Genomic DNA, 23517 nt, shown 5'->3' on the forward strand with positions numbered 1-23517 from the left:
CGCGTTGCCGGCCAGTCCGCGCTCGCTCGGTACGGTGTGACGCATGTGGACCACGGTGCTGTCACTGGGCATCGCCCTCGTCGTCGGCTACGCGATCGTCGTGCTGGTCAAGGTCACGACGGAGCGGCGCGACGAGCGACGGGCCGACCGAGGCCTGGAGCTCCCGCGCGAGGCCGGCGCCATCGTCACCGTCCGCCTCCGTCGATGGCAGTGGATGACCATCGCCGTCGTCTCGATCCTGTTCGCGGTCGTCGGGGCACTCGCAACGGTGGTGACGGTCACTGCGCTCGCCTCGGGAGCGTCCGGCTCCGACGCGGGGCCGGGACCGGCGATCACCGCCGGGGCGATCCTGCTGTGCGGCGTCGGTGGCCTCCTGCTGTCCGGTTCGATGCGGCGGACCCGGATCCTCGGGATGGACGACCACGTGTTGGTCCGGCAGGGGTTCCGTGCCGAACGACGCGTCGCGGTGTCCGAGATCGCCGCGGTGCTGCCCCTCGCGAACCAGTACGGCGGACTCGAGGGCCGTGCGGCCGACGGCAGCCGGTTGTTCTCGGTGATGGGTCTAGCCCGCGGCTTCACGGCGTTCGAGGAGTACCTCGACGAGCGCATCGAGCGGCCGGATCACCCGGACCCGACGGCGCCCTGGGTCCCGCCGGCAGCGGGATGATCGAGCGGTCAGGGCTCGACACGGTGGTCGTAGGCGGCCGGTGAGATCCCGACTGTTGCCAGGACGTCCCGCAGTCGGTACGTCGCTTCTCCGACCGTGAACCGAGCCCGGCGCGATTGCTCGAGCGCCTTCGCGACGCGGTCGGCGTTGAACGAGTTGATCCCGTCCTGCAGCAAGATCTTGCCGCACTCCTCGGTCACCACCACGACCTGCGTACCGCCCCCTCCACCGCCGCGGAAGGATCGGCTCGACTCGGAACCCGTTGCTGCGCTGCGGACGGTACAGGTGACGGACATCCGGTGACCATCGTCGTACGAGATGAGCGCGACCGGGACGACGAAGAACAGCAGCGCGGGGAGGACGATGACCAGCAACACGAGGAAGATCCCGACGGCGGGGCGCTTCTTCGTCGTCAGGGCCGTGGCTCTGTGCCTCAGGGTTCCCGCCCCCCTCCTCGAACCGACCACCGTCCCGATGACGATCGTCGTGCGACCTTCGTGTTGACGGCACCTCGGGATGATCCCTCCCCGAGTATTCTTCCCCAGCTCGATCCCACCTGTCGAACACCGATTACTCCGATGGGACGAACGCAATTTAGCGCACCGTTCACTTCACCTGGCTGCGTCCTCCGTCGCTAGGCTCCGGTCATGTTCGGACGGCGATCACCGAGGCAGACCGGTCCAGTACTCCCTGCACCGGACGAATGGCGTGACGATGCGCTCGTGATGGCTGCGAGCATCGAGGAGCTCGGTCTGCTCCACCGCGCGCAGGTCGTCCTCCGCGTCGAGTGTTCCGGCAGCACGGCGTCCTTCCGCGCGGAGGAGGTCATCTCGCTGCTCGACCGCCGAACGCAACGCGTCGAGTCCGACACCACGCCGCTCGCGTTCCTCGTGTCGGCGGGGCGCCGCAGGGGCTCGCGGTGAGGTGCCCGGTGACGTGTCGGTCGAGTTTCGGTCCACGCCGCAGGTCGACTACGTGATCCACACGGTCAGCGGAGAGGATGCCGCAAGACTGCGCGAGTGGCTGGCGAAGGGCGGCGCTTCCGGCACGGGCTCCGACTGACGGGTCGTACCGGGTGAGGTCCTCTCCCCCGCCGCTCTCACGCTGGCGCGAACGAGTTCACGACCGGCGCGACCTTCAGGTCCGCAGGAAGCCCCTCAGGTCGAACGCGCTCTTCTCTGCCCCGAAGCGATACGGCCCGCCAGGCACAACTTGCTCGGCGAAGCGTTGCATGTTCGCCCGTGTGACGTCCTGTTGGTACAGCAGGTTGCCGCACGCGGTCTCGAGAGCACGGTCCGCCGCAACGCGGATCCCGTCTCGGCCGGACGAGCCGAGCAACGGCTTGCTCCACGCGGCGAGTCGGGTTCACGGAGCGTCGCCGGAGCGGCATCAACAGCTCCGGCGCACTCCACTTGCGCCACCCTCGGTCTCCCGGCCGGGTGCTCGCTCCTGGGAACTGCGAAGGGCCCGAACTGCGCGATCGGGCGATGTCAGCGCACACCACCGGAGGCCCGAACTGCGCGATCGGGCGATGTCAGCGCACACCACCGGAGGCCCGAACCTCGGTCTCACCCGTTCCCCGCCTCCGAAGCACCGCAACGATGGGTCGCCTCGTCGGATCCTCTCAGTCAGGTCGCTGGACTTCGACGGACTGATTGATTGCCCGAAGCTGATCCCTGAAGCGGTAGGAGGCGGCTCCGACGATGAACTCGTAGGTCTGTCCCGCGTGGAACTCTGCTGCGATCCTCGGAGCGCTTGAGGCAGTCACCTGCCTCCGGATGAACACCGTGCCACAGTCGGGCGAATCGATCCGCACTTGGTTGTACGTCGCGCCGACCCCCCTCACGGACCTCGACGAACCGTCGCCGGCAACTGCGGAACTGACGACACACTTCACTGTCAGTGGGTGTGACGCGTCGTAGGCCTTCAAACTGATCGGTGCAACGAAGATCAGCGCGATGACGACCAGCACCCCGAGGAGCCAGGTGCCGAAGATGAGCTTCTTGGCTCGCATCGAGCGTTCCTTGCGCTTCTGCTGGGTCACTGATTCTTGCTTTCTTCTCGATGCTTGGCGGTCAGTGCTTCGGCGCCGTCGGTCCGATCGACCCATCCAGGACACCGTTGACGGCGTCCTGGAGCAGATCACCACCTCGATCACCGTTCGGATCGAGCATCTCAGTTCCGACACTTCCGAGGCCTCCGACGAGCCGATCAGTCGTCTCACCCACCACCGTGGTCCATCGGGCGACGTTCGGCGCAACTGCGTGGGCGCTCCATCCTTCTGGGTAGTGCGGCGTGATCGGAAGGTTTTCTGTGACGGCCGAGGTCACCTTGCTTCCGATCACGCTCAGGCCCGCACCGGTTCCGAATCCCGTGGCCGCTGACTGGACGTAGCCCCCGAGCGTCTTGGGTTCACCATCCGAGTCCATGCCGTACTCGATGGAACTGGTCGTAGCACCGGAGATCCCAGACGCGCCCGCGGCCCTTCCCGTCGACGAGAAGGCGATCGACGAGGCCCTTTGCACGACCGGGCTGGCGGCCCTCCCGACGATCGGGCCGAGCTTGGCCAGGCCAGTCGCCGCGATACCGCCGACCGCCCCGCCGACACCACCGATCAAGGTGTCGACTCCGACTTTCTTCCAATCGACCTGACCGGTCGTCGCCTTCTGACTACCGATCGAGACGCCACCCCCGATCAGTGCCCCCGAGGCTGCGCCGATCAGCGCGACCCCGACAGGCCCGCCGACACCCGTGAACATGAGACCGACACCGAGTGCGACCGCCCCCGCCGCGGCGACGTACTCCCAGTTGTCGTCCCACCATTGTCCGACCGCCGCGAACGCCCCCTGGTTCGCATCCCGGTACGCCTGGATGTCCGCGTCCGTCGCCGGCCGCAACCCCAGCGGGTCGACGGCGTGCACGGGGTCGTTCCCCGCGTAGGAGTACGGGCTCGCGGACCACGCCGCCCCGAGCACGGGCGACAGCGGGTCCGTCGACAGGAAGCCCTTCACCCCCGGGTCGTAGACACGCGCACCGAGCCACTCGAGCCCGCCGACGGACACGCCGCCGCTCGCGGTCAGCGCGACACCGCCGGGGAGGGCGACACCGCCCGGCAACGTGGTGCCTCCGACGGCCTCGAGCACGGCCCAGGGATCGGACGGATCGGTCGCACGCGCGCTCCGCCACCCGGGCGCCGTCCACACGGCGTCGATCGCCACCACACCGCCGGGGAGGTCGAGGACGTCCGCGCCCCCGATGCACACCAGACCCGGCACGCTCGCCGCGGAGTCCCACCACGTCTCGGCACCACCGACCGAGGCCAGTTCACCCAGTGCGTCCGTCCAGAGGTCGGTCCGCGCGGTCTCGGCGTACGAGGCGTCCCGGCTCGTGATCCCGGCGAGGGTGCCGAGGGCGGACCAGGCGTACTCGACGGTCGAACCGTCGGCGTCGGTCCGGCGGACCCGTCGACCGAGGCCGTCGTACCGGTACTCGGTCCGGACGCCCCCTTGCTCCGTGGCGACGAGCTCGCCGGCGAGGTCGTACGTGGAGCGCGTCTCCGTCCCGTCGACGAGCTCGCGGACCAGTCGGCCGCCGGCGTCGTACTCCCACTCGGAGTCGCCGGCCCGGACGAGCTGACCGGCGGCGTCGTACCGGTGCTCGATCCGCCCGTGAGGCCCGTCGATCGCGGTGATGCGGCCGTCGTCGTCCCGCTCGATGCGCGTGGTCGTGACGCCGTCGGAGGAGGTCGTCGTGTGCGCGACCAACGCGCCGCGTTCGTAGGACCACGACTGCACGAGGTCGCCCGTGACCGACTCGACGATGCGGCCGGAGGCGTCGTACCGGAACGTCGCCGCGCCGAGGCGGTCCCGCTCGACGGCGGTCGCGCGTCCGGCGGCGTCGCGGCGCCAGGTCGTCCTGGTCCCGGACGGGTCGGTGCGTGCGGAGCGGCGCCCGTCGGCGTCGTACTCCCAGCGGATCGCGTCGGCTCCGCGACTGCGACGGACGAGGAGTCCGCGCCGGTCGTACTCGAGTTCGTGGTCGACCGTCAGGCCGGCTCCCCGGGTGTGGTCGGTGACGACCACGGTCCGGCCGACTGGGTCGCGGCGCGCCTCGGTCTGCACCTGCCCGTCGACGAGGACCTGGTGCTCCCGCCCGGCACCGTCGTACGTCCACGCCGTCGTCCGACCGTCGGGGTCGGTCTGCTCGACGCGGCGTCCGGCCGCATCGAGACGCACGGCCGTGCGCCGCCCGAGCGGATCCGTGACGGCGACGAGGCGGTCGGCCTGGTCGTACTCGCGGCGCGTCACGCCGCCGGCGGGATCGGTGGTCGCGACCACACGGCCACGCTCGTCGTACTCGTGGTGGGTGACCCCGCCGAGCCCGTCGACGACCTCGACGACCTGCCCGGCTGCGTCGTGGCGGAAGCGACGTCGACCGAAGCGTGCGTCGTGGACCGAGACGAGCCTCCCGGCCGCGTCCCAGCGGTACCGACTCGTTCCCGCACCGGCCGTCGTCTGCTCGACCACGCGCCCGACCGCGTCGTAGGTGGTCCGCTCGACGTCGCCCGTGGGCGACGTGCGCGCCACGACCCGCGAGTCGACGTCGTAGGTCAGCGTGGTGCGCGCCCCGGTCGCGTCCACGGCGGCAGACGGACGCCCGCACGTGTCGTACTCGTAGGCGGTGCGCGCCCCGGAGGGCGCGACGACGGCCGTCACCCGCCCCGCGAGGTCGCGTTCGATGCGGGTCAGACCGCCCTCGCCGTCGACGAGCTCGACCGGGCGCCCGGCCGCGTCGTAGGTGACGAGCTCGGAGCCGGCCTCGGCGCTCGTCGACTCGACGGGACGACCGAACTCGTCGAACCGGACGGTCGTGGTCGAGAACGCGTCCCGCAGGGTCGCGACACCCGTCGCGACGTCCCGCGCGACGTCCTGACGGACGCCCGTCGGGTCGATCGTCGCGGTGATGCTGCCGTTCGCGTCGTACTCGCGACGCCACGTCGCGCCCGTCGGGTCGGAGACGGCCAGGAGGCGCGACAACGCGTCGTGCGCGAAGGTCCAGACCGCGTCACCCGGCAGGGTCAGGGACGCCAGGTTGCCCTGGTCGTCGAAGGAACGGATGACGCGTCGTCCGAGCGGGTCGGTCGTCGCGCGGAGTTCCCCGTCGGGCCCGTACTCGAAGGTCGTCGTCCCGCCCAGCGGGTCGGTGACCGCCGAGACGCGGCCGGCGGCGGTGTGCTCGAAGCGCCACGTCGCGCCGTCCGGGTCGCGGCGCTCGTGCAGCAGGCCGGCACCGTCGTAGCGGTACTCGGTCCGGGCCCCGGACGGGCTCGTCACCGCGGTGGGGCGTCCAGCGGGGTCACGCTCGATGCGCGCGGTGTCGCCGACGGCGTTCGTCGTGGCGACGAGCTCGCCGTGCTCGTCGTGCTCGAGGAACAGGACGACGCCGGTCGGGTCGACGACGCGGGTCAGCAGCCCGTCCGACCACGTGAGTTCGGTGCGCCCGCCGACGGGATCGGTGATGACCGACGGGTCGCGGTCGTCACCGCGGTACTCGTAGGTGACCACACCGCCGGACTCGGCGACCACGGTCGTCGTGCGGTCCTGGTCGTCGTAGCCGTAGGTGACGTCCCCGCCGGAGGGCGTGACGGTGCGGATCCGTCGTCCGCGCTCGTCGTACGCGTGGACCGTGACGGAGCCGTCGCGTTCGGTGACCGACACGAGGTTGCCGTGCCGGTCGTAGCTCATCGACTGCCGGTGGTCGTCCGAGTCGACGACGCCCACGAGCCGACCCTTGGCGTCGGCGAGGTAGGAGTTCGACCGGGACCCGTCGTGGTCGGAGACCACGGTGACACGGCCGGGGAGGTAGGCGAAGCGGACGGCCCGGCCGTGCGGGCTCACCTGCTCGACGACGCGACGGTGGTCGTCGTAGGTGTTGTCGACCTCGACGACGCCGTCCGCGCTCGTCACGGTGGTGACGAGGTCGTCGTCGTTCCAGCCGTACCGGCGGGCGCCCGCGGCACCGACGACCGAGACCAGTCGTCCGCGGTCGTCGTACTCGTACTCGACGCGTCGACCGTCCGAGCCCCGCACCACGGCGACGCGCCCTGATGCGTACTCGACGTCGATCGCGCGACCGCGCTCGTGGACGAGCCGTCGGACCGATCCGTCCTCGTCGCGTTCGACACGCACCGCGGTCCCCGGTCCGCCGCGCTCGCCGAGCCAGACGCCCGAACGGGTGAACTCGATGCGTCCACCGGTGTTGTCGCGGACGACGAGCCGGTCCTGCTCGGCCACGAGCCACCGGTTCTCCCCGACACCGCGCTCCCACCCGTCCGCCGCCCGGGGGAAGCGGACCTGCCGGCCGTCTGCCCCGACGAAGGAGGCACCGTCGTCGTCCAGCTCGAGGCGGGTCTCGAGGACCGAGGCCCAGCCGGGCCCGAAGAGCCCGACGTGGTCGTCGAGCGAGTTGTACATCCGCGTGATCCGCAGGGCCGGCGAGGACCCCGGGAAGTCGAGGTCGGTCTCGGGCTCGAGGAAGTTGCCCGTGGTGGTGTTCACCGGGTCCATCGAGAACCCGGTCGTCGGCTGCGCGCCGTACGCCGAGGGCGGGTCGAACTGCAGCTCGGAGCGCGTCGCGGCGACGCCGGCAGCCTGCAGCGCCGCCGCCAGTGCGGAGTCGGCGACGGTGGACACGGTGCCTTCTCCACCGGCGGCGGCGAAGGCGTCGGCGACGGTGTTCGCCCACTGGACGTCGCGGTCGTTCGCGGCGAGCCACTGCTCGAACGCGCTGACCAGGTTGCCCGCGTCGATGTGCCCCCACGAGCACCGCGCCGCGAAGTCCTGCAGCGCACCCCGGACCGCAGCGGGCTTCCCGTCGAGGTCGCGGTTCATCCCGGAGCAGGCCGTCGCGAAGGAGCGGAGGTCCGCCGGACGCGCCGACGAGGTCCCCCCGCCGCCACCGCCCCCCGCGCCCGGGTCCGGGGTCTCCCGCGGTCGTGCGGTCACGTTCGGCGCCGGGAAGGTCGGTGCGGGCTCGTTGCCGGCCTTCGGCATCGGGTCGAGCTGCCACGCCTCGGTCCACCACTCCTCGATGCCGCTGCGCGCGTCCTCGCGGGCTTGCCACTCCCGCGCGGTCTTCCGGCGTGCCCGCTCGGCCGCTGCCGCTTCCTTCATCGTGTCGACCCAGCCGGCGATGGTGCGGAGCGTCTCGACGATGGTGCGCCCGTCACCCGCAGCGGTCGAGGCGTTCTGGGTGAAGAGCTCGGAGAACCGGCCGCGGAACTCCTGCGACGCCGTGTTGACGGCGGTCTGGCGGGAGCCCGCCTGGCCACTGACGGCGTTGGCGGCCGCGTCGAGCGCACGCTTCAGGGCGTCGGCGGTCGCGTCGTCGAACTGGATCGGCTCCGTGTTCGCGTGGATCTGGGCCATGGTCGGTTCCCCCCGGAGTGTGCATCGCACTGGTCGTGCTGGTCGTGCTGGTCGTGCTGGTCGCACGGGTCGTGCTGATCGCACGGGTCGTGCTGATCGCACGGGTCGTGCTGGTCGCGGCCGTCCCCCGACCACGGACGCCCGGGCCGTCCAGGTTCGGACGGCCCGGGCGGTGGAGTCGGCTGGCTAGGCGCCGCCACCCGCGGTGAAGATGTCCTGCGAGATCTTGTCGAGCTGGGTGCGGAGCTGCTCGAGCTCCGTCTTCGCCTTGTCCAGCGCCGCCTTCGTCTCCGGCCAGGTCGATCCGCGGAACGTCGACGCGAGCGGGCCGTCCCACACGTTCGAGTCCGACAGGATGCGACCCTGCGCGTCGAGCTGCGAGATCTGGTCGGTGAAGCCGCCGTTGACGATCGACTGGATCTGCCGGATGGCGGTCTTGGCCTGCTCGGTGGAGAGCACACGTGACATGGTGAACCTCGTTCCTTTCGTAGCTGCACCCCCGCGCAGTGGAATCCCCCCGGAGGCTCTGACGCCGCCCACCATACCCACGAACGCCGACCCATGTCACCGACTGTATTTCGTGACGATCCCTCCCCTGTTCGGGGGACAGGTGCTTTGCCGACGTTCCCTCGGCGGTACGGGGGCCTCCCGGTGCTCCTCCACACGAGACTCGTTCACCCCCGCTTTCCACACCGTCCACCCCGCTCCCCCCGGCAGCAGGGGCCGGGTGGCAGGATGTGGCCATGGACACCGAACCGCAGCTCGACGGCGAATCCGTCGCACCCGACCTGGACGACTTCGACGAGGTCGTCGAGATCGAGCACGAGTCGCTGCCGACGGACCGCTACTTCGATCGTGAGCTGAGCTGGCTCCGGTTCAACCAGCGGGTCCTCGAACTCGGCGAGGACCGGACGCAGCCGCTGCTCGAGCGCGCCAACTTCCTCGCGATCTTCGCCTCGAACCTCGACGAGTTCTTCATGGTCCGCGTGGCCGGCCTGAAGCGGCGCATCGACACCGGGATCGCCGTACCGACGAACGTCGGCCGCGCCCCGAGCGACGTCCTGCGCGACATCGCGGCCAAGGCCCACGAGCTGCAGGACCGGCACGCCGCGGCCTTCATCCACTCCCTCAAGCCCGACCTCGACGCCGCCGGCATCCACGTCGAGCACTGGTCCGACCTCGACGAGGCCGACCGGCTGCGCATGCGCGAGTACTTCAACGAGCGGATCTTCCCGGTCCTCATGCCGCTCGCGGTCGACCCAGCACACCCCTTCCCGTACATCTCGGGGTTGTCGCTGAACCTCGCCGTGCGGGTGCGCAACCCGAAGTCGCAGCGGCAGGAGTTCGCGCGCCTCAAGGTGCCGCAGAACTTCTCCCGCTTCATCACGCTGCCCGACGACGGCAGCGGTCGCCTCCGGTTCATCCCGCTCGAGGACCTGATCGCGAACCACCTCGACGACCTGTTCCCGGGCATGGAGGTCCTCGAGCACCACGTGTTCCGCGTCACCCGCAACGAGGACGTCGAGATCGAGGAGGACGAGGCCGAGAACCTCATCCAGGCCCTCGAGCGCGAGCTCCTGCGCCGCCGCTTCGGCCCGCCCATCCGTCTCGAGATCACCGAGGACATGGACCCGGTGACCCTGGACCTGCTCGTCCGCGAGCTCGACATCACCGAGCAGGAGGTCTTCCGCCTGCCGTCGCCGCTCGACCTCGGCGGCCTGTTCGAGATCGCCAAGATCGCGCGTCCGGACCTGCACTACCCGAAGCACGTGCCGACCACACCCGTGCAGTTCCAGCCCGGCGAACCGAACACGAAGCCCGACCTGTTCCGCGCCATCGCCGCCCGCGACGTGCTCGTCCACCACCCGTACGAGTCCTTCGCGACGAGCGTGCAGGCGTTCCTCGAGCAGGCCGCTGCCGACCCGAACGTGCTGGCGATCAAGCAGACGCTCTACCGCACCTCCGGCGACAGCCCGATCGTCGAGGCCCTGATCGACGCCGCCGCCGCGGGCAAGCAGGTGCTCGCGCTGGTCGAGATCAAGGCACGCTTCGACGAACAGAACAACATCACGTGGGCCCGCAAGCTCGAGAAGGCCGGCGTGCACGTCGTGTACGGCCTGGTCGGGCTGAAGACGCACTCCAAGCTGGTGCTCGTCATCCGGCAGGAGGGCGGCACGCTCAAGCACTACAGCCACATCGGCACGGGCAACTACAACCCCAAGACCTCGCGCATCTACGAGGACATGGGTCTGTTCACCGCCGACGACGTCGTGGGCAAGGACCTCACCCGACTGTTCAACGAGCTGTCGGGCTACGCGATCGAGAAGAAGTTCAAGCGTCTCCTCGTCGCGCCGCTCCACCTGCGGAAGGGGCTCGTGAAGCGCATCCAGCACGAGGCGGCGAACGCGGCGGCCGGTCGGCCCTCGGGCATCCGGATCAAGGTCAACTCGATGGTCGACGAGCAGATCATCGACGCCCTGTACCTCGCGAGCCAGGCCGGGGTCCCGGTGGACGTGTGGGTCCGCGGCATCTGCTCGCTCAAGCCCGGCCTCGAGGGCGTCAGCGAGACCATCCGCGTCCGGAGCGTCGTCGGACGGTACCTCGAGCACTCCCGGGCGTTCGCGTTCCACAACGACGGCGACCCCGCCGTGTTCATCGGTTCCGCCGACATGATGCACCGGAACCTCGACCGCCGCGTCGAGGCCCTCGTCCGACTCTCCGACCCCGCGCACGTGGCCGAGGTGCAGGAGATGTTCGACCTGGCCATGGCGGAGACCACGAGCTCGTGGCACCTCGAGTCCGACGGCGAGTGGACGCGGCACTCGACGGACGACGACGGTCGGCCGCTCGACGACGTGCAGAACGTCCTCATGCGCAAGATCTCCGCCCGGAAGCGCTCGACCCGGTGAGCGGCGGGACCGCGAAGCCCGTCGTCGCGGCGGGTGCGGTCGTGTGGCGCGAGCACGCGGGCGGCCCGCTCGTGCTGCTGGTGCACCGCGACCACCACAAGGACGTCTCGTTCGCCAAGGGCAAGGTCGACCCCGGTGAGAGCGTGCCGACGACCGCGGTCCGCGAGATCGAGGAGGAGACCGGGTACCGCGTGCACCTCGGCGCACCGCTCGGCACGGCCGAGTACGTGCTGCCCAGCGGACGGGACAAGGTGGTGCACTACTGGTCGGCGCGGGTCTCCGGCAAGGAGTACGACCGCGCCGGGACCTTCCGGCCGAACGACGAGGTCGCGGCCGTCGAGTGGGTGCCGATCGACCAGGCCCGGAAACGATTGACCTACGACCGTGACGTCGCGATCCTCGACCGGTTCGCCGAGCGCGTCGCCGCCGGGGAGCACCGGACCTTCGCCCTCATCGCGCTCCGGCACGCCAAGACGATCCCCGGCTCCGAGTGGGACGGGCCGGACGCGACGCGCCCGCTCCTGCCCGTCGGCCGGTCGCAGGCGAAGGCGGCCGCTGCGCCGGTCGCCGCGTTCGGACCGAAGAAGATCGTCAGCAGTACTGCGGCCCGGTGCCTCGCGACCGTCGAGCCGCTGTCCGCCCGGACGCACGTCGGCGTCGCGAGCACGCCCGACATCAGCCAGGAGGCCCACGACCGCGGTGCCGCGGACGTCAAGGGCGTGGTGCGGAAGCGCCTCGACAAGGGCAAGTCGACCGTCCTGTGCTCGCACGGGCCCGTGCTGCCGGACATCATCGCGCGGATCGCGGCGGTGACGGCGGACGACAGTCGACGGTTCGACCTGCGGCGGGCGGCGATGCTCTCGGTCGGCGACTTCGCCGTGATGCACATCGCCGGGGACAAGCTCGTGGCGGTCGAGACCCACCGGAACACCGTCCCCGCCTGATGCGACCGGCCCGGCGCGACCGGTCCGACACCACCCGCTTGACGTGACCGGCCCGGCGCGGCCGGCCCGGCGCGACCGGTCCGACACCACCCGCTTGACGTGACCGGCCCGGCGCGGCCGGCCTGACGCGACCGGTCCGACACCACCCGCCTGACGCAGCCGGCCCGACGCAACCGGTCCGACGCCACGCGACTGACGCGACCGGGCTGACTCGACCGGCCCGACGCAACCGGTCCGACGCGACCGGCCCGGACGGCTCCGGCCTGACGCAGCCGGCCCGACGAGACGTTCCCGGCAACGGCAGGCGCCCGAGCGAGCGGCACCGCCGAGCTGCGCCGTCCTCCCCCGGCCGAGCGCACACCGCGACCGCGACCGCCGGCCCCGTGCCGCGCACTGGAGGACCCCCACCGCCCCGACCGCGACCGCGCCCACCGGACCCGCACCGCGCCTCCCGACCGATGCATCCGCATGCGCCCACCGGACGCACGCCGATCCCGATCCTGCACCCGGTCCGGAGCCGCCGCACGGCGCCCACGGTCACGACAACCCCTCGTTCACCTCCCGTTCACCAGTGCGCGTGATCCCCGTCACCTCGCGTCCCTACAGTCGCTCCCGGGTCAGCACCGGCCCGCGGGACCAGCAGCGGTCCCACCTGCACTGACATCCCCGAAGGGACCCCTGTGAACATCAAGCGAATCGGCACGGTCGCGGCGATCGCGATCGCCGGCGCGGTCGCGCTCTCCTCCTGCGCGGCGAACGAGGACGCGGGCGCTGGCGCCTCCGCCACGTCGAGCTCCGGCACCGACTACTCGAAGCTCTCGGGCACGCTGACCGGCTCGGGCTCCTCCGCACAGCAGACCGCCGAGGCCACCTGGGCCGCCGGCTTCCAGAGCGTCGCCTCGGGCGCCACGGTGAACTACTCGCCCGACGGCTCCGGCGCGGGCCGCAAGAACTTCATGTCCGGCGCCGCCGACTTCGCCGGCTCCGACGCCGCGCTGAAGGACGAGGAGCTCGCGGGCACGTTCGAGAAGTGCGCCGCGGACTCGAAGGCCATCGACATCCCGGTCTACATCTCCCCGATCGCCATCGCCTACAAGGTCGACGGCGTCAAGGAGCTCACCCTCGACGCAAAGACGATCGCGGGCATCTTCTCCGGCAAGATCACGAAGTGGAACGCTCCGGAGATCGCCTCGCTCAACAAGAGCGCCGACCTTCCGGACGCGGCCATCACGGTCGTCCACCGCTCGGACGACTCCGGCACGACGCAGAACTTCTCGGAGTACGTCTCCGCGAACGCGAGCGACGTCTGGACCGAGAAGCCGAGCCAGACCTTCCCGTACCAGGTCGGCGACAGCGCGAAGGGCACCTCGGGTGTGGCCTCGGCCATGGCGAGCGCCTCGAACGCGATCACCTACATCGACGACTCGGGCGCGGGTGACCTCGACAAGGCGAAGCTCATGGTCGGTTCCACGGCCACCGAGATCTCGGCCGAGGGCGCTGCCAAGGTCGTCGCGGACTCGAAGACGGTCGCCGGCCGTGCGGACAACGACCTCGCGATCGACATCAACCGCAAGGACACCGCGAAGGGTGCGTGGCCGCTGGTCCTCGTCTCCTACGCGATCGCCTGCCAGGAGTACAAGGACTCCGCGAAGGGTGAGCTCGTGAAGGGCTACCTGGACTACGTCGTCTCGAAGGACGCGCAGGACGCGGCCGCGAAGGAGGCCAAGTCGGCCGCCCTCTCGTCCGACCTGGCGGAGAAGGCCGCGAAGGCCGTCGCCTCCATCAAGTAAGGCCCGCTGAGCGCCCGGACGTCGATCCCACCCACCTGGTCGACGTCCGGGCACTCGCCCGTCCGGCATGCAGCGAGCGCCAGCGCCAGCGCCAGCGCCAAGCACCAAGCACCAAGCACCAAGCACCACGCACCAAGCAAGCACCACGCGCCACGCACCACGCACCAAGCACCAAGCACCAAGCACCAAGCACCAAGCACCAAGCACCAAGCACCAAGCAAGCACCACGCACCACGCACCACGCACCAACCAAGAACCACGCACCGAGCACCACCCCGCAGCAGCACTCCCCCCGCCGCTCCCCCACGGAGCCCGGCCTCCCTCCGACAGGAGTCCCATGACGACCGCACCGGCCCAGCCAGGGGCCACCGTCCCCACCAAGCCGAAGCCCGTCGTCCGCGTCGGCGACCGCGTGTTCTCCGCGGCGTCCGTCATCGCGGGTGGCCTGATCCTCTTCGTGCTCGTGCTCGTCGCCGCCTTCCTGGTCTGGCAGAGCATCCCCGCCTTCAGCGCGAAGGTCGGCGAGCTGCCGAACAACGCGACGAACTTCTGGGACTACGTCGGTCCGCTCGTCTTCGGCACGGTCTGGTCCGCGCTCATCGCGCTGGTGATCGCCGTGCCGCTGTCGCTCGGCATCGCGCTCTTCATCTCGCACTACGCGCCGCGCCGCGTGGCCCCGGTCCTCGGCTACGTCATCGACCTGCTGGCAGCGGTGCCGTCGGTCGTCTACGGCCTCTGGGGCATCGTGGTGCTGGCGCCGTTCGTGAAGCCGTTCTACGGGTTCCTCAACGAGCACCTCGGCTGGATCCCGCTCTTCTCCGGCCAGGTCTCCGGCACCGGCCGCACGATCCTCACCGCATCGATCGTCCTCGCGGTGATGGCGATCCCGATCATGACCGCCGTCATGCGTGAGATCTTCCTGCAGGCACCGCGCCTCAACGAGGAGGCCGCCCTGGCCCTCGGTGCGACCCGCTGGGAGATGATCCGCCTGTCGGTCCTGCCGTTCGCCAAGTCCGGCATCGTGTCCGCGATCATGCTCGGGCTCGGCCGCGCGCTCGGCGAGACGATGGCGATCGCGCTCGTGCTGTCGGTGTCGACGAACGTCACCTTCCAGATGCTCACCTCGCTGAACCCGTCGACCATCGCCGCGAACATCGCGCTGCAGTTCGCCGAGGCCTCGGGCACGGCGCTGAACGCCCTCGTCGCGTCCGGCCTGATCCTCTTCGTCATCACCCTGGTCATCAACATGCTGGCGCGCTACATCGTGCGCAAGCGGGTCTCCTGAGAGGTCACGCCCCGATGTCCCTCGCTCTCCGTCAGTCCGGCCTCGCCGGCAACGTCTACGCCAACGGCAAGCTGCACCGGTCCGTGCCGTGGCTGCTGCTCGTCGGCTCCTGGGTCGCCCTGGTCGCGGTCTTCGCGCTCCTGAACGCCGGCGGCTCCGTCAAGGACTTCAACGTCGTCGCGGCACTGTTCCTCGGCACGGTCCTGTTCGACGTGCTCATCGTGGTCGTCTCGCGGATCGTCGAGGGCGGACGCCAGGCGGTCGACCGCCTCATCACCTCGCTCGTCGTCACGGCCTTCGTCATCGCGGTGCTCCCGCTGGTGTCGCTGCTGTGGACGGTCCTCGCGGACGGGCTGGCCCGCTTCGACGCGCAGTTCTTCTCGTACTCGATGCGCGGCGTCATCTCCGAGGGCGGCGGCGCCGTCCACGCCCTGATCGGCACGCTGCAGATCACCCTGTTCGCGGCGCTCATCTCGGTGCCGATCGGCCTCCTCACCTCGATCTACCTCGTCGAGTACGGCAAGGGTGCGCTCGCGAAGGGCATCACGTTCTTCGTGGACGTCATGACGGGCATCCCGTCGATCGTCGCCGGTCTGTTCGCCTACTCGCTGTTCGCGCTCTTCCTCGGCCCCGGTGCCCGCTTCGGCCTGGTCGGCTCGGTCGCCCTGAGCGTCCTGATGATCCCGATCGTCGTGCGTTCCACCGAGGAGGTCCTGAAGATCGTCCCGATGGAGCTCCGCGAGGCCTCGTACGCGCTCGGCGTCCCGAAGTACCTGACGATCCTCAAGATCGTGCTCCCGACGTCCCTCGCCGGCATCACCACGGGCGTGATGCTCTCGATCGCCCGGGTCATCGGCGAGACGGCCCCGCTGCTCGTCACGGCCGGCTTCACCGCGAGCATGAACTACGACCTGTTCAAGGACCCGATGATGACGCTGCCGGTGTTCGCGTACACGCAGTACTCCCAGCAGGGCGCCAACCCGGTGCCGTTCGTCGACCGGGCCTGGACCGCGGCGCTGCTGCTCATCCTCATCGTGATGGTGCTCAACCTGCTGGCCCGCTTCATCACCCGACTCTTCGCCCCCAAGCTGTCGCGCTAGCCGCGGGCAGCGTCCCGCCGCCACCGGCGGGCAGCGCCGTCAGCAGCAGCACCACCCCGGCAACGACCACCCACCCCGAAGGAATCACGTGTCCAAGCGCATCGAGGTCGACGGCCTCAACGTCTACTACTCGAAGTTCAAGGCGGTCGAGGGCGTCGACATGACGATCGAGCCCCGCACCGTGACCGCGTTCATCGGCCCCTCCGGCTGCGGCAAGTCCACCTTCCTCCGCACGCTGAACCGCATGCACGAGGTCATCCCCGGCGCGTACGTCGAGGGCTCCGTGAAGGTCGACGGCGACGACCTGTACGGCGCGGGCGTCGACCCGGTGCTCGTCCGTCGCCAGGTCGGCATGGTGTTCCAGCGACCGAACCCGTTCCCGACGATGTCGATCAAGGACAACGTCCTCGCGGGCGTGAAGCTCAACAACAAGCGCATCTCGAAGTCGGAGTCGCAGGACATCGTCGAGCGCTCCCTGCAGGGCGCGAACCTGTGGAACGAGGTCAAGGACCGCCTCGACAAGCCCGGCATGGGCCTGTCCGGCGGCCAGCAGCAGCGCCTGTGCATCGCGCGGGCGATCGCGGTGCAGCCGGACGTGCTGCTCATGGACGAGCCCTGCTCGGCGCTCGACCCGATCTCGACCCTCGCCATCGAGGACCTCATCGAGGAGCTCAAGAAGGACTTCACGATCGTGATCGTGACGCACAACATGCAGCAGGCGTCGCGTGTGAGCGACAAGACCGCGTTCTTCAACATCGCGGGCACGGGTGCGCCGGGCAAGCTCATCGAGTACGACGACACCGCGACGATCTTCTCGAACCCGTCGGTGCAGGCCACCGAGGACTACGTCTCGGGTCGCTTCGGGTGATCGGCCGTCCGCCCGTCTGCTGACGGTCGGCCTGGAGGCCCGGTGCACGTCCGCCACGGACGGCACCGGGCCTCCTGCGGTTGCGCCCGGCAACTCCCGCTCCCGGTCCGCTCGCTCGCCCGTTCCCGCCCCCGTTCCCGCCCCCGCTCCCACGGATGGAGCAGGAATCGTCGGGTGACGTCAGCGAACCCGACGTCGACTGCTCCATCGACCGACCGCGGATGGAGCAGGAAACGTCGTGTGGCGCCGACGGACCCGACGTCGACTGCTCCATCGACGGGACGGTGCGCGCGCGGAACGTTCCCCGGAGGCCGACACGCGCGGTGACGGGCGGGCACGACATCCCCGGAGCGCGCGAGCGCTCCGAGGACGAGGCACGAGCCGGGTCAGGCCTGGTTCGTGGGGACGAGCCGGGTCAGGCCCGGTTCGTGGGGACGGCCATGAGCGGCGTCGTGGTCGGCTGGTCCGACCCGCCCGCCGGCTCGACGGTCATGCCGATCGACGCGCCCTTCGCCAGGGTGCCGTCGAGGACCGCGGTGTGCACGCCGTCGGGAGCCGCATCGACGAGTCCGGCCGGCTTGACCTTGCCGTTCGTGCCCTCGGCGTCGATGTACCAGAGCTCGTAGGTGTGCCCGGACGGTGCCGACTGGACGCCGTCGAGGATGACGGCCGACTTGCCGACCTCGTGCGACCAGATGACCGTCGCCGTGCCGCCGCCGGGGACCGCTGCGGTCGTGCGACCGAAGTCCCGCGCGGCGTAGATGCTGTCGATCGTGCCCGAGGCCTGCGTGGTGCCCGGTCCGGACTGCTCGTCCTGGCCGATGACCCCGCCGACGCCGAGCCCGACGCCGAGGAAGACGACCGCGACCGCTGCCGCTGCCGACAGGGCAGCCGCGGGGCGCTGGAACCAGCGACGACGTGCGGCTGCGGTCGCGCGGCCCTCGGCCACGGAGCCGTCACCGCGACGGATGCGGGTGTCGCCCGCGGCACTGTCGCGTGCGGTCGGGAGTTCCGAGACGGGCGCGAGGTCGTCGTCCCGGGCCGGGGCGTCGTCGGACGCGGCCGACGTGGCGGCGGCGGGGCGCGCCTCCAGGCCGGCTGCGGCGTCCTGCGCACCGGGGGCCGCAGCACCCAGTGCGGGGACCTGCGGGGTCCGCGCGATCTGGGCCATGAGCGACGCCTTCAGCGCAGCCGGGGGCTCGATCGGCTCGACCGCGTAGGCGAGCTGCAGCGCGGTCTCGCGCAGCGAATCGGTCTCGGCCTGCAGTTCGGGGGCCGTGGTGAGCGCGTGCTCCAGGAGTGCGCGCTCGTCGTCCGACAGGGCGTCCAGCGCGTGGGACCCGGTGAGCAGCGCGGGGTCGTCGTGGCGTTCGGTCATGACGTCACCCCCATCTCGTCTCGGAGTCGGATCATCCCGTCACGGAGACGGGTCTTGACGGTGCCGATCGGGACACCGAGCCGTTCGGCCATCTCGCTGTGCGAGTAGCCGCCGTAGTACGCGAGCTGCACCGCCTGGCGCTGGAACTCGGTGAGCTTGCCGAGCGCCCGGCTGACCCGCTCGTGCTCGATGCGGATCTCGACGGACTCGGACACCTGGTCGAACCCGGACTCGAGGTCACGGATGCCGATCTTGGTGTCCCGGTCGTGCGAGGCCTGCGAGGCCCGCACCCGGTCGACCGCTCGGCGGTGCGCCATGGTGAGGACCCAGCTGGCCGCGGTGCCGCGAGCCCGGTCGAAGCGGGTGGCCTGCTGCCAGACCTCGAGGAAGACCTCCTGCGTGACCTCTTCCGACTGTGCACGGTCCCGGAGCAGGCGCGTGACGAGTCCGAGCACGCGTCCGGACAGGGCGTCGTACAGTTCGGCGAAGGCCGCCTGGTCTCCGGCGGCGACGCGGACGAGCAGGTCGTCCGGCGACGCGGGGGCGGGCTCGTCCGAGCGCCAGGTCTCCGTGTCGCGTTCCACGAGGGCAAGCATTGCAGGTTTCCCCCCTCTCGGTTGCGGTCGGCGCCGACCCTCGGAGTCGGTTCGCAGGTCGGGTGCAGGTGTCGTGTTCCTCGCGGCGGCGTTCGGTGGGTACAGGGGCGGGGGCCGCAGGACCCGCAGGGAATTGACCGGCGGGTACCGGACCGGGTCACACGAGCCCCCGCTGCGACGTCCGCGAGGAGCGTCACACCAGTTGTTCGGTGCGGGGGCTGCGGCGGATTGGGGCGATCTGCGGTCGGTGCCGCTGGGCCCGGCGGTGTGCCTGCCTGCGGCTTGTCGGCGGGCCTGACCGTGTGCCTGTCGGCGGGCCTGACCGTGTGCCTGTCGGCGGGCCTGACCGCGTGACCGTGCGCCTGTCGCCGGGCCTGGCCGTGTGCCTGTCGCCGGGCCTGGCCGTGTGCCGGTCGGCGGGCCTGTCCGCGGCACGCCCGACCGCGCTCCGTGTCCACCGAGAGTGAACACGCGCACACGCGCAGCGGGTGTCTCGTACAGTTGGTGTCGCCGGGCCGCAGCAAGCCCCGGGCTCCAAAATTCGCCGCTTCGAGCGGCCTCGCGCCGAGAGGCGCTTCTGCGGCCCGGTCTTCGCATGTCCGGGGCCGGTCGGCCGGTTCCGGCTGTCGACTCAGGTCGGTCTGCCGCCGTCGCTGCGTCGGTCTTCCGCCGTCGTGCGCCGATCGTCCGCCGTCGGTTCGTCGGTGCGTCGGCCTGGAGGCGCGGCTCGTGTCCGGCGCCTGGCGCACCTCCGCGAGCGGTCGGCAGGGCGATCCGCCCCGCGGCAGGTGGTCAGTCCAGGCTGTCGCGGCGCCAGAGCGACGCCGCCTCGGTCAGGTCCGCCGCGAGCTCGACGAGTCGCAGGGCCCGCTGCGTCAGCTCGGCGGCCCGGTCCCCCGCGGTCAGGTCGGCGTCGTCCGCCACCGAGGTCGCACCGGCCGCCGTCAGCCGACAGAACGCCGCACCACGATCGAGCGCCACCGCGAGGTCGCCCGTGTACAGACCGTGCAGGATGCGGTCGGCGAGCGTGAGGATCTCCGCCGGACCCGTGGGCTGCTCGGCACCCGCCACCGCCTGGTCGATCGTGCCGATCCGCTCGGCGCCGCGCTGGAAGAAGTACGCGATCTCGTCGGGGTTCTGCCGGATCACCGTCCGCACCAGGTAGATGCGCCAGAGCGCCCCCGGCAGGGTGTGCGCCCCGACGCGCGCCCACAGCTCGGCGATCGCGTCGATGCCGTGCACGTCCGTGTAGGTGACGAGCCGCTCGACCACGGCCGGGTCCGGGTCCTGACGCACCCGGTGCAGCAGCGCGTTCGCCGTCTCGTGCGCCACCCGGTTCACGACCGCGGGGTCCTCGCCACCCGGGAGCGCGGCGAACTCCTGGTCGGTGAAGTGGACGGGACGGTGGTGATCGCGAGGCACCCGGGCAGTGTAGGCGCGGCCGGTGACGCCGACGCCTGCCGTTCGCCGAGAACGCAACCGGCCGGATCCGCGTACCGTACTCGCGCAGGGAGGAACCTCTCCCGCACGTCGACAAGAGGAAGCTCCATGAACGCCCTGCTCGTCATCCTGGCCGTGATCGCGGTCGTCCTGCTGTTCGTCGGTGGCTTCACCGCGAGCCTGAAGTTCCTGCTGTGGGTCGGCATCGTGCTGCTCGTCATCGCAGTGGTCATGTGGCTCCTCCGCACCCTGACGGGCCGGCGCAGCTGAGTCGTCCCGCACCCGCACGAACGAGAGGCCCTCACCCGCTAGCCTTGCGGGTGAGGGCCTCTAGCTCAGTTGGTAGAGCACCGGACTTTTAATCCGAGGGTCGTGGGTTCGAGCCCCACGGGGCCCACCCCAAAGTCTCCCGAGCTCCGCCTTTTCATCCGAGGGTCGTGGGTTCGAGCCCCACGGGGCCCACCCCACAGTCTCCCGAGCTCCGCCTTTTCATCCAAGGGTCGTGGGTTCGAGCCCCACGGGGCCCACCCCTTCTCCTGATCTCTGGCCCGCGCGAGCAGCACTCCCGGCCCGTTCGGGGTACAACCCGGGTTCAGCATGTTCATGGTGCGCACATCGCACAGTCCAGTCCCCGTTCAGCGGTTTGCCGATCTGCCGCCGATAGTGTCGTCTCCGGTCCCGACCACCGGGATCACGAGACACCAGCACCACGAGAACGAACGGGGTACACCGTGACCGAGCACATCGACGCCACGCGAGCCAGCACCACCGGTGACGCGCGCCGCATCGTCGAGCTCGCCGCAGCGACGAACACCAGCATGAGCAACCAGCTCCTCCTCGACACCCTGCGCCGCAACGCGCAGGTCACCGCACGGCACATCCGCGACGACTTCGTCGAGGTCGCGACCGCCACGACCGTCCTCGGCTACGTCTGCCGTCAGCAGTCCGAGTACGTCGCGCTCCGCGGGGACGACCCGGCCTGGGCGCAGGAGGTCGGCCGCTACGGCACCGAGGCGCTCGCGATCGAGGCGCTCCGCATGCGCCGCGCCTGAGCGGCGACCGCGGTTCCCGAGCCGGCGCGCAGCCGCCCACAGCCCCGGTCCAGACGACGAGGGCGCGACCGACGGCAGTCCGACAACCGGACCCTTCCCGCGCCCGGCACCACAGTGCCCACAGCGCGCACAGGGCACGCACGGCCCACAGCACGCATCGCACACCGCACACGACGAAGGCCACCCCGCGGGGTGGCCTTCGTCGTGTGGTCGCCGGTGTCGTACCGGCCCGTCCGTCAGGACCAGACGCGGCGGATCCCCCACGTACCGGTCCACGACTCGTCGGGCTCGAGCCACCGCAGCCCCTCGCCGGAGTTCAGCGCGTTCGCCGGCGCGGTCATCGGCTCGACGGCCACGGCGAGCCCGGTGCCCTCCCCGCGCGGGAACTCGCGCGAGGTGAACACCTGCACGTACGGGAACGACGCGTCCTGCCACAGCTCGACACCGTCACCCTCGGGGCCGCGCAACGTCGTGCGCCGCACACCCTCGGCGTCGGGCGTGACGTCCCGGTACGCGGTGTCGAGGTCGGCGTCCCCCGCGCGCACCCCGCCGCGGAGGTCGTAGGGCGTCCCCGCGACGTCGACGGTGCCGTCCGGGATCTTGTGCTCGTCGACCGTGAAGGCCGTCGCGGCGTCCAGGGTCACGACGAGGTCCTCGGCGGGGGTGTCGCCGGCGCGGAGGTAGGGGTGCGCCCCGACCGCGAACGGAGCCCGAACGCCGGAGCGGTTCACGATCGTGTGGGTCACCCGGATCCCGTCGTCGACGAGCTCGTGGTGCACGCGGGTCTCGAGGGTGAACGGCCACCCGTGCTGCGGGTGGATCGTCGCCTGCTGCTCGATCCCCGACTCGGTCTGCGACACCACGCGGTACGGCGAGAACCGCAGCAGCCCGTGGGATGCGTTGCCGTACTTGGGCTCGGTGACGTCCAACTGCTGGCGCTTGCCGTCGAGCTCCCACACGGCGCCGGCGACCCGGTTCGGCCACGGCACGAGCACGATGCCGTCCGCGCCGGGCGGCAGCGAGGTCACCGGGAACGGCTCGGTGAGGTCGAAGCCCGCGACCCGGAGTTCGCGGATGCCCGCGGCGACCTCGGTGACGACGGCCTCGACGACGCCGTCCGGTCCGGCGTGGTGGAGGCGGTACTGCCCTCCGGTCGGTGCTGCTGCGGTCATGCGGTGTCGTCCTTCCCTGCGGGTCGGTCTGGTGCTGGTGTCGGAGTCGGTCCGTCTGCCGGTGGCGCTCCCCCGTCGGCGACGACCACCTCGACCCCGGCGGACCGGACCCGTTCGACCGCCTCGGCCGGGGCGTCCGCGGTGACGACCACGTCGATGTCCCGGAGTGCCCGGACGACACCGAGGTGTGCCCGGTCGAACTTCGATCCGTCGACCACCACGACCGTACGCCGTGCGGTCGCGGCGAGCATCCGCTTGGCCTCGGCCTCGGGCAGGTTGACGTTGGTGAGCCCGTGCTCGACGTCGAGCCCCGTCCCGCCGAGGAACGCCACGTCGGCGGCGATCATCGGCAGCACGGCGTTGTTCAGCGGTGCGACCAGGGAGTGCTGGAGCGGACGCAGGGTCCCGCCGGTCACCACGACCGTGAACCGCGGCACGGCGCGTTCGAGCGCCAGTGCGGTCGTCAGCGAGTTCGTCACGACGGTCACGTCGACCAGGTCGGCGCGGGCCACGAGCGCCTCGGCCACGGCGGCGGGCGTCGTCCCGACGTCGAGGACCACGCACTGCCCGGACCGGACGAGGTCGGCCGCAGCGCGGCCGATCGCGGCCTTCGCGACCTGGTGCTCGACCGCGGTCTCCTCGAGGGGGCGCTCGCCCGGACCGGCCCCGAGGCGGACCGCACCGCCGCGCACCCGCCGGATCCGCGCCTCCAGGTCGAGTGTGGCGAGGTCCTGGCGGACCGTCACCTCACTCGTGCCCAGGGCGGCGGCGAGCGATGCCGTGCGGACGAGTCCGGGCGCGCCCTCGACGATCGACACGATCCGGTCCTGCCGGAGCGGCGCTGGCAGGGATCCGGCGAGGAAGAGGTCGTCGTCGCGCACCGGGCTAG

At 71.0% G+C, this 23517-nt stretch carries 19 protein-coding genes and 1 tRNA gene; 11 read left to right on the plus strand and 9 right to left on the minus strand.

Translation table 11 applies throughout. The features are described from left to right. Positions 1-43: 43 nt before the first annotated feature. Entirely contained in the window at positions 44-667 is a 624-nt protein-coding gene (locus QOL15_RS14960) for a hypothetical protein (RefSeq protein ID WP_065963281.1), read from the plus strand. Between the two features lie 8 nt (positions 668-675). Here QOL15_RS14960 and QOL15_RS14965 read toward each other — a convergent pair whose 3' ends face one another. Beyond that, complete coding sequence (locus QOL15_RS14965) at positions 676-1044, minus strand: hypothetical protein (RefSeq protein WP_071246193.1); 369 nt, start codon at positions 1042-1044, stop codon at positions 676-678. 348 nt (positions 1045-1392) lie between these two features. On the opposite strand from QOL15_RS14965, the gene QOL15_RS14970 reads away from it, so the two are divergent. Beyond that, a complete protein-coding gene (locus tag QOL15_RS14970; RefSeq protein WP_065963285.1) occupies positions 1393-1590 on the plus strand; it encodes a hypothetical protein in 198 nt (65 codons plus the stop codon). Between the two features lie 701 nt (positions 1591-2291). On the opposite strand, the gene QOL15_RS14975 is transcribed toward QOL15_RS14970, so the two are convergent. The 3 genes from QOL15_RS14975 to QOL15_RS14985 form a co-directional block, all read right to left on the minus strand. Then, the gene (locus QOL15_RS14975) at positions 2292-2711 is read right to left on the minus strand and encodes a hypothetical protein (protein ID WP_065963289.1); all 420 of its coding nucleotides are present in this window, start codon (positions 2709-2711) and stop codon (positions 2292-2294) included. A gap of 31 nt (positions 2712-2742) precedes the next feature. Then, entirely contained in the window at positions 2743-8094 is a 5352-nt protein-coding gene (locus tag QOL15_RS14980) for a DUF6531 domain-containing protein (RefSeq protein WP_071246191.1), read from the minus strand. A gap of 186 nt (positions 8095-8280) precedes the next feature. After that, positions 8281-8562, minus strand: coding sequence for a hypothetical protein (locus tag QOL15_RS14985; RefSeq protein ID WP_058729289.1), 282 nt, complete (start codon positions 8560-8562; stop codon positions 8281-8283). Between the two features lie 275 nt (positions 8563-8837). Between QOL15_RS14985 and QOL15_RS14990 the strand changes: the two genes are divergently transcribed. The 6 genes from QOL15_RS14990 to pstB all read left to right on the plus strand — a co-directional run bounded on the left by QOL15_RS14990 (position 8838) and on the right by pstB (position 16990). Next, positions 8838-11003, plus strand: a complete 2166-nt coding sequence (locus tag QOL15_RS14990; protein ID WP_071246185.1) for an RNA degradosome polyphosphate kinase — start codon at positions 8838-8840, stop codon at positions 11001-11003. Beyond that, positions 11000-11947 (plus strand): NUDIX domain-containing protein, encoded by a 948-nt coding sequence (locus QOL15_RS14995; protein ID WP_065963298.1) that lies wholly within the window; start codon positions 11000-11002, stop codon positions 11945-11947. The genes QOL15_RS14990 and QOL15_RS14995 overlap by 4 nt, the downstream gene beginning before the upstream one ends. A gap of 680 nt (positions 11948-12627) precedes the next feature. Beyond that, a complete protein-coding gene (locus QOL15_RS15000) occupies positions 12628-13737 on the plus strand; it encodes a phosphate ABC transporter substrate-binding protein PstS (protein WP_071246183.1) in 1110 nt (369 codons plus the stop codon). A gap of 337 nt (positions 13738-14074) precedes the next feature. Continuing rightward, positions 14075-15022 (plus strand): phosphate ABC transporter permease subunit PstC, encoded by a 948-nt coding sequence (pstC, locus tag QOL15_RS15005; RefSeq protein WP_065964220.1) that lies wholly within the window; start codon positions 14075-14077, stop codon positions 15020-15022. A gap of 14 nt (positions 15023-15036) precedes the next feature. Continuing rightward, entirely contained in the window at positions 15037-16122 is a 1086-nt protein-coding gene (gene pstA, locus QOL15_RS15010) for a phosphate ABC transporter permease PstA (protein ID WP_065964222.1), read from the plus strand. Positions 16123-16210: 88 nt separating this feature from the next. After that, on the plus strand, positions 16211-16990 hold the full coding sequence (gene pstB / locus QOL15_RS15015; protein ID WP_065964227.1) for a phosphate ABC transporter ATP-binding protein PstB: 780 nt from the start codon (positions 16211-16213) through the stop codon (positions 16988-16990). Between the two features lie 415 nt (positions 16991-17405). On the opposite strand, the gene QOL15_RS15020 is transcribed toward pstB, so the two are convergent. From QOL15_RS15020 to QOL15_RS15030, 3 genes are all read right to left on the minus strand, one after another. Further along, positions 17406-18368 carry an anti-sigma factor domain-containing protein gene (locus tag QOL15_RS15020; protein ID WP_071246181.1) on the minus strand — a complete coding sequence of 321 codons (963 nt, stop codon included), beginning with the start codon at positions 18366-18368 and terminating at the stop codon, positions 17406-17408. Continuing rightward, on the minus strand, positions 18365-18964 hold the full coding sequence (gene sigK / locus QOL15_RS15025) for an ECF RNA polymerase sigma factor SigK (protein WP_065964231.1): 600 nt from the start codon (positions 18962-18964) through the stop codon (positions 18365-18367). The genes QOL15_RS15020 and sigK overlap by 4 nt, the downstream gene beginning before the upstream one ends. 792 nt (positions 18965-19756) lie before the next feature. Then, positions 19757-20386 (minus strand): DNA-directed RNA polymerase subunit beta, encoded by a 630-nt coding sequence (locus tag QOL15_RS15030; RefSeq protein WP_065964232.1) that lies wholly within the window; start codon positions 20384-20386, stop codon positions 19757-19759. Positions 20387-20512: 126 nt separating this feature from the next. On the opposite strand from QOL15_RS15030, the gene QOL15_RS15035 reads away from it, so the two are divergent. The 3 genes from QOL15_RS15035 to QOL15_RS15045 all read left to right on the plus strand — a co-directional run bounded on the left by QOL15_RS15035 (position 20513) and on the right by QOL15_RS15045 (position 21456). Beyond that, positions 20513-20674, plus strand: a complete 162-nt coding sequence (locus tag QOL15_RS15035) for a DUF2207 domain-containing protein (protein ID WP_139197360.1) — start codon at positions 20513-20515, stop codon at positions 20672-20674. 54 nt (positions 20675-20728) lie between these two features. Further along, positions 20729-20801, plus strand: a tRNA-Lys gene (locus tag QOL15_RS15040). 334 nt (positions 20802-21135) lie between these two features. Then, positions 21136-21456 carry a hypothetical protein gene (locus QOL15_RS15045; RefSeq protein WP_065964234.1) on the plus strand — a complete coding sequence of 107 codons (321 nt, stop codon included), beginning with the start codon at positions 21136-21138 and terminating at the stop codon, positions 21454-21456. Between the two features lie 236 nt (positions 21457-21692). Here QOL15_RS15045 and QOL15_RS15050 read toward each other — a convergent pair whose 3' ends face one another. Continuing rightward, on the minus strand, positions 21693-22628 hold the full coding sequence (locus tag QOL15_RS15050; RefSeq protein WP_065964236.1) for an aldose 1-epimerase family protein: 936 nt from the start codon (positions 22626-22628) through the stop codon (positions 21693-21695). Further along, positions 22625-23509, minus strand: a complete 885-nt coding sequence (locus QOL15_RS15055) for a DeoR/GlpR family DNA-binding transcription regulator (protein ID WP_065964239.1) — start codon at positions 23507-23509, stop codon at positions 22625-22627. Before QOL15_RS15055 ends, QOL15_RS15050 begins: the two co-directional genes overlap by 4 nt. Between the last annotated feature and the right edge of the window lie 8 nt (positions 23510-23517).

The sequence above is a fragment of the Curtobacterium sp. MCBA15_012 genome (genome assembly GCF_001864935.2).
Lineage (GTDB): Bacteria > Actinomycetota > Actinomycetes > Actinomycetales > Microbacteriaceae > Curtobacterium.